Here is a 7,109-nt window from a genome sequence, read left to right as displayed (position 1 = left end):
GGTATATTGGTGGCGCCGTTTAACTGGGATACCGGCATGCCTCGCTCGCCTGTGGCGGTGGATGCTATTCCTAATATTGGTGAAAACCAGCAGATTGTGTATACCGATTGGCCTGGGCGCTCGCCGCAAGATGTTGATGACCAAATCAGCTATCCGCTGTCGGTGCAATTGATGGGGGTGCCGGGTGTTAAAGACGTGCGTACCTTGTCGATGTTTGGTTTCTCCAGCATTGCCGTTATTTTTAACGATGACATTGAGTTTTACTGGTCGCGCTCGCGTTTACTGGAGAAGTTGAGTAGCTTGCCTGCTGGTACGCTGCCGGAAGGTGTGCAGCCAGCTTTGGGGCCAGATGCGACCGGACTTGGCCAAGTGTACCTGTATACCTTGGAGGGTAGAGACCCGCAAGGCAACCCGATAGGCGGCTGGGATCTGGATGAACTGCGTTCGGTCCAGGATTGGTATTTACGCTACGCCTTGTTAGCTGCAGAAGGGATCTCTGAAGTGGCCTCAGTGGGCGGATATGTTCGTGAGTATCAAGTGGATGTCGATCCCGATGCGCTGCGTTATTACGAGGTGAGCTTGGAGCAAGTGATGCAGGCGGTGCAGCAGTCAAACCTGGATGTTGGTGCGCGCACCACTGAAATTAACCAAGTAGAGTACCTTGTTCGTGGTGTGGGCTTCATCAAGTCACTTGACGATATCGCAGCGGCGGTGGTGGCGATGGCCAGCGACAACACGCCAATCCTGGTCTCTGACGTGGCTAACGTTGGGTTTGGTCCTGCGGAACGACGTGGTGCCTTAGACGTGTCAGGCGCTGAGGCGGTCGGTGGCGTGGTTACGGTGCGAGAGGGTTTCAACCCGCTTCAGGCGATTGAAAACACCAAAGCACGCATTGATGAAATTGCCACAAGCTTGCCAAGCCGTGCGGTGGTCGATTGGGATCAGGTATCGCCGTCCGAAGTGCGTCAATTTGCGGCTGAGCAAGGCCTGCCAGATTACCGCAGTGGAACGTTAAACTTTGATGATGAGCATCACCGGGCTTGGTCTGAGTGGCTGCAGGCACACCCTCAAAGTAGCTGGCCAGATTGGTTGAACCTTAGCCAGATTACGGTAGTACCGTTTTATGATCGCTCAACGCTGATCATGGAAACCTTAGGCACCTTAAGCGACGCTTTATCGCAACAGCTATTGGTGACTGCTGCGGTGGTGATGATTCTATTGTTGCACTTACGCTCGGCGATTACCGTGGCCACAATGTTGCCGTTGGCGGTACTGATGACCTTTATTGGCATGCGAATACTCGGCGTTGAGGCCAATATTGTTGCCTTGGCTGGTATTGCCATTGCAATCGGCACCATCGTTGATATGGGTATTATTGTCACCGATAATACGCTGCGTTTACGTAAGCAGCAGCCAGATAAAGATATTGGCAGTATTATCAGGCTTAGCACCAAAGAAGTGGGACCGGCTGTGATGACCGCGATCGCGACCACGGTGATCAGTTTTCTCCCTGTGTTTACGATGACTGGTGCAGAGGGCAAGCTGTTCACGCCATTGGCTTATACTAAGACTTTGGTCCTCTTAGCCGCAGTGGTACTGGCGCTGGTGGTAGTGCCAGTTATGTTGCGCGTTTTGCTGAGTGATCGGTTAGCGAGACTTGACGCTTGGTTAGAGGCCCGCCGGCAGGCTTATCGTATAGTCTACGCGGTGTTAACACTCATTGTATTAGTGCTGCTGGCAAACCTATGGGAGCCTCTGGGGCCCGCTGCGGGTAACATTCGCAACTTTCTTTTTGTCGCCATTTTGTTTACCGCAGTGGTGGGCAGTTTTGCGCTTATTATTCGCTTTTATGAGCCGATGCTACGCTGGTGCTTGCGCTTTAAAGCGGCGTTTCTTGCTTTACCGGTGTTGGTGGTGGCCGCGGGTCTTGCCATTGTCCCGGGGTTAGGGCGCGAGTTTATGCCGTCGTTGGATGAAGGTGCTTTCTTGCTTATGCCAACCACCATGCCCCATGCGTCCATTGGCGAAGCACTCGATGTGTTAAGCCAACAGGATAAAGCCATTGCTGCCATTCCTGAAGTTGAGTCTGTGGTCGGCAAAATCGGTCGGGCAGAAACGGCACTTGACCCGGCACCGGTGTCGATGATTGAAACCTTTATTAACTACAAAAGTGAATTTAAGAGCGATGAGAACGGGCGTCGCTTGCACTTTAAAGTGGACTCGAGTGGTGAATTTTTGCGAGATGAGCAAGGTGCCTTGATACCAGATCGGCGTGGCAGGCCCTATCGCCAATGGCGAGATCACATTCAAAGCCCGAGTGATATCTGGCATGAAATCACTGCTGCAGCAGAAGTGCCAGGGGTAACCTCCGCTCCGCGTTTACAGCCTATTGAAACCCGGCAATTGATGCTGCAAACGGGCATGCGAGCGGCGATGGGGGTCAAAATACAGGCCCCCGATCTGGCTACTTTAGAGCAGGCAGCGGTTGATATTGAACGCGTGCTGAGGGAGTCCGACGGCGTCAACTCTGCTTCGGTGAGCGCTGAACGGGTGGTTGGTAAGCCCTATCTTGAGATTAACTTAAAGCGCGAGCAGCTAGCACGCTACGGTTTAAGTGTTGAAACAGTGCAGAATACCATTGCCGCTGCCATCGGTGGTGTGGAGGTAACTCGCAGTGTGGAAGGTCGTGAACGCTACCCGATCCGCGTGCGTTATCAACGCGAACGACGAGACGGTATTGAAGCGATGTACGATACCTTGATCACAACCGCCAGCGGTGCACAAATTCCGCTATCTGAGGTGACCGAGATTAAGTATGAACGTGGTCCGCAGATGATCCGTTCAGAAAATACGTTTCTCACCGCGTACGTCACCTTTGGTTCTGCCGGCGGTTATGCCGAGGTAGAAGCCGTTGAGGCGGCCCGAGAACACCTTCAAGCGGCACAAAACAGTGGAGAGCTTCGCTTGCCCTCTGGCGTTAGCTACAGCTTCGCAGGCAGCTATCAGCAGCAGCAAAGCGCGATGCAAACGCTGCAGTTGGTGATCCCGTTGTCGTTAGTCTTAATCTTCATCTTGCTGTACCTGCAATTTAAAGAAGTAAGCACAGCGATGATGGTATTCAGTGGGATTGCCGTTGCGTGGGGTGGTGGCTTCATCATGCTCTATTTGTATGGTCAAAGCTGGTTTGCCAACTTTAGCATCCCACTGATCACACAAGGTGTCACCCTCCGTGACATATTCCAGTTCGAGGTGACAAATTTGAGTGTCGCTGTTTGGGTTGGTTTCCTTGCGTTATTTGGCATCGCTGTTGACGATGGCGTCGTCATGGCAACCTATCTAAAACAGCGCTTTAGCGAAGAGGCAAGCGATACGGTTGAGCGTGTGAGAGAGCGCACGGTTGAAGCCGGCTTGCAACGTGTTCGTCCGTGTTTGATGACGAGTGCGACCACTATCCTCGCGTTATTCCCAGTATTGACAGCCACTGGTCGTGGCGCGGATTTGATGATCCCTATGGCGATCCCGACGGTTGGCGGGCTGACGTTTGTTGTTTTATCTATGTTCGTTGTGCCAGTGCTCTATAGCTGGCGTGAAGAGTTGAAAGTAAAGTCGAAGCAGACAGGAGTTTAAGATGAAAAAAGTAAGTTCATTAATCAGCGTGGTATCGCTGGCGCTTGTGATGAGTGGTGCTGCAATCGCGCATCAAGAGCATGGACATCACTCGCATGCTCATAGCCACTCTGAAGCTGAGGCTGAGAGCCAGTTTGTGCGTGCTGAAGTGATTGAGATCGATGTCGACCATCATGAACTTGTGCTACGTCACGAGCCCATTGACCATCTGAACATGGGAGCGATGACCATGGCCTTTAGCGTGTCTGAGGGTCTCGACATCGATCACTTAAACGAGGGCGAAGAAATTAAAGTTAAGGTAGAGCGTAAGGACCGCGACTTTGTTGTCGTTGCCATGAAAAGCGCTCAGCACGCTCACTAAGTGCCGTGTATCCAGCCAACCTTGGTGAACCAGACACGACATTTCGATTGAGGTCTCAGCCTGGTTGGCTTTATTAGATGATAGAGTGGAAGATAGATGAAAAACTTATTAAAGGTTGCCCTGGGTGCTGCGATGTTGTTGAGCATTAGCGCGCATGCACATGATGAGCTGATATCAAGCACGCCAGGTGATGGTACCCTGTTGACAGCATCTCCCAGCCAAATCAAACTGACCTTCAGTGGCGAGGTGCGTTTGATCAGTGTTGAGTTACTGTCCGATAGCGGTGATACTCAGGCTTTAGATTTTACGATGAGCCGAACAGCTCAGGCAGTCAAGGAGATACCAGTGGCCGATGATTTATCAGCAGGTACTTATACTGTTGAATGGAGAGCCATGAGCAGTGATAGTCACAGAATGTCAGGAGCCTTTAGTTTCGAGGTGAAATGATGAACCTTTGGACTGTAGCCAGCATTGTGATGCTGGCTATTATTTTTTGGTTAAACGCGACCATCATCGCTACGCCCTATATCGCCAAGCTGTCAGGGCAGGCAACACCACTCATGAACAAAAAGGCAGGCGTGATCACCATCCTGTTATTGTCGGCGAGTCTGATGTACTTCATGTTTATTGTGGGCGACTTAGCCGATGCGGGGCTCAGCGGTATGTTTGACCCTATGTATATGGAGTTTATCCAGACGGGGCCGATTGGTCAGTTTGTGTTGCTGCAAATAGGTGCGGCTGTCTTGTGGCTGGTAGTTGCCGTGGTCGGGTTGCCTCCTATCCGAGTACTGGCATATATGGGGGCGGCTGCGCTTATGAGCTGGAGCTTTTTAGGCATGGGCCATAGCGCTGAGGCTGCTTGGTGGGCTAAGTTGGCTTTCTTGATTCATCTGCTTGCTGCGTGGCTATGGTTTGGCAGCCTGCATGGATTGCGTCACTTGGCAACATCCGTTCCGCCAGCTAAAGCCCGACGTATTATGGAAACATTCGGCTCGCATATGTCAATTGCGGTGCCAGCCCTTATTATCGCAGGCATGTTGATGTATAGAAGTGCGACTGGGCAATGGATACCAGCACTTCCTTTCAATAGTTATACGTTTGTGCTTGCGGCCAAGCTGCTGTTGGTCGGGCTGATCCTTGTGATGGCTGCTATCCATAAGTTTAAGTTAGTTCCTCAGCTAGATGGAGCATTGGCGGCGCACCGCCTTAAACAATCAATCACGGTAGAGATGTTGCTAGCGGTATTGATTATTATGTTAGCGATGACATTGAGTAGTGGGCTCTCACCTCGTTAGGGTCGCCTCAATATGTAAAGGAATGCTATGCAATATCAATCCTCGTCATTTCGTACCTGGCATCGGTGGCTGTCGTTGATTGTCGGCGTACAGATGGTGATATGGGCGGTATCTGGTGCGTATATGGTTTTGTTTCAACTGCCTTTTATTCATGGCGTGCATTTGACCCAAGAAGCAGATGGTGAGATCCAAGATAATTCTCTCATCGAACGCTTCCCTGACATTGTGCAGCAATATCCAGAAGCAGAGCACATGTACCTGGTGAATCGCTTGGTGCAGGGGGAGTTTCGAGATCTGGTTCAGCTCGAGACTGACGGTACATCCATACTGGTGGACCCGCACACACGCTCACAAATTGAGATCGGCAGAGATGATATTTACCAGTTAGCTTCAGTCTACTATGCCAAGGGCGATCCTCAAATCAGCGAGGTTCGCTATTTAAAAAGCGAGGCGCCGAGTGAGCTGAATGAACGATTCCTACCAATCTGGCAAGTCAACTTTGATGATGTCGGTAATACTAGCTTATACCTTCACCCTCAAACGGGGGAAATGATGGTGCGCCGCCATGATTTCTGGCGGGGGTTCGACATCATGTGGATGCTTCATATTATGGATTACCAAGACCGGGTTAATATCACCACCTGGTGGCTACGTGCCTTTATTTTTGCGACCTTTGCTTTTGTTTTTACCGGCACCATTTTGCTGGTACAAACGATTTGGTTGTCGCGGAGGCAGCCTGGATGAGGTTTTTACAGGGAATACATCGCTGGACTGGCCTTATCCTGCTGATACAGCTGCTTTTATGGACGATCAGTGGATTGTATTTCGCGCTGGTTGATCACCATGGTATGGCGGGACAGCAATATGCACGTTCCCCTCAACCCGAGACATTAAGCCCGGCGCAACTTACTGAAGTATCGGCTAGTTGGTGGGGTGATTTGGACGGTGTGACTAAAGTACACGCCTATGCGCAAGCTGGCGTTCCCAGGGTGGACGTGCATCATGCCGGAGGGGTTCAGTACTTGGATGGGCGCGATGGCTCAGTCTGGCGAACGTCGCGGGATTTTGCTCAGCAGCTTGCGCAAATCAGTTATGCTGGGCCGGGTAACGTTAAGCAGACAACGCCAATCACCCATAGCCGAGAGTTACATGGGTGGAGCGGCGAGGGTTTTCGATTTGATTTTGATGACGATCTAAATACCCGAGTCTATGTTGATGCGGCGTCAGGGGCTGTCGTTGCCCACAGAAATACGCCATGGGTGGTGGCTGATTGGATGTTTCGCCTTCATTTTATCGATTACACAGGGGGCAGAAACTTCAACAATCTGGTGATTACGCTAGCTGCCCTGATAACGCTCTGGTTTGCTCTGTCGGGTTTGATGTTGCTTATCAAGCTGATATCGACAGGTGACATGAGATTCTCGTTTCGGAAGTATTCAGTCACCGCAATAGATGCGGGGCAGCCCAAGAAACTCGTAGAGCCAGCACATAAAACCCTGTTGCAAGCACTGCAAAGCAATAACATTGTCATTGCAAGCGGTTGTGGTGGCGGTGGTACTTGTGGCCTCTGCCAAGTGAAAATGGCCGATGATACGCCCATCAGCCATGCTGACCGAGCTTTACTGCCGTCGCGTCAGTTGCAAGAGGGGTACCGTTTGGCGTGCCAGCACAAGGTAAATGATGTCCATCGTATTGAAGTGCCGCAAACTGATGCGCGCCACGTTAACCTGCAGTTGAAAAGTACTAAGTTTATAACGCCGATGTTGCGCGAATTGTGCTTTGAAGTGCTGGACCGCAAGCTTGATTACGCAGCCGGCCAGTATATG

At 51.3% G+C, this 7,109-nt stretch carries 6 protein-coding genes; all 6 read left to right on the top strand.

Annotation, left to right across the window (positions count from 1 at the left end; genetic code table 11):
• Positions 1-3,627 (top strand): efflux RND transporter permease subunit (locus tag CWE07_RS14065; protein WP_133307008.1); only part of this gene is annotated, 3,627 nt, incomplete at its 5' end.
• A gap of 1 nt (position 3,628) precedes the next feature.
• Positions 3,629-3,988, top strand: a complete 360-nt coding sequence (locus CWE07_RS14060) for a copper-binding protein (RefSeq protein WP_111570583.1) — start codon at positions 3,629-3,631, stop codon at positions 3,986-3,988.
• A gap of 96 nt (positions 3,989-4,084) precedes the next feature.
• Positions 4,085-4,435, top strand: coding sequence for a copper resistance CopC family protein (locus CWE07_RS14055; protein ID WP_111570582.1), 351 nt, complete (start codon positions 4,085-4,087; stop codon positions 4,433-4,435).
• Entirely contained in the window at positions 4,435-5,283 is an 849-nt protein-coding gene (locus CWE07_RS14050; protein ID WP_111570581.1) for a copper resistance D family protein, read from the top strand. Before CWE07_RS14055 ends, CWE07_RS14050 begins: the two co-directional genes overlap by 1 nt.
• Positions 5,284-5,310: 27 nt before the next feature.
• Positions 5,311-6,027 (top strand): PepSY domain-containing protein, encoded by a 717-nt coding sequence (locus CWE07_RS14045; RefSeq protein ID WP_126819026.1) that lies wholly within the window; start codon positions 5,311-5,313, stop codon positions 6,025-6,027.
• 104 nt (positions 6,028-6,131) lie between these two features.
• Positions 6,132-7,109: 2Fe-2S iron-sulfur cluster-binding protein (locus CWE07_RS14040; RefSeq protein ID WP_241974158.1), on the top strand; the 978-nt coding region annotated here is incomplete at its 3' end.

This window comes from Aliidiomarina maris (genome assembly GCF_003987335.1).
Taxonomy (GTDB): Bacteria; Pseudomonadota; Gammaproteobacteria; order Enterobacterales; family Alteromonadaceae; genus Aliidiomarina; species Aliidiomarina maris.
This window is presented reverse-complemented; position numbering and strand designations above follow the sequence as displayed.

What these genes read in the sequence shown, in the direction of transcription:
- CWE07_RS14060 (WP_111570583.1), top strand. Translation starts at nt 3,629, where the DNA reads ATGAAAAAAGTAAGTTCATTAATCAGCGTGGTATCGCTGGCGCTTGTG.
- CWE07_RS14055 (WP_111570582.1), top strand. Translation starts at nt 4,085, where the DNA reads ATGAAAAACTTATTAAAGGTTGCCCTGGGTGCTGCGATGTTGTTGAGC.
- CWE07_RS14050 (WP_111570581.1), top strand. Translation starts at nt 4,435, where the DNA reads ATGAACCTTTGGACTGTAGCCAGCATTGTGATGCTGGCTATTATTTTT.
- CWE07_RS14045 (WP_126819026.1), top strand. Translation starts at nt 5,311, where the DNA reads ATGCAATATCAATCCTCGTCATTTCGTACCTGGCATCGGTGGCTGTCG.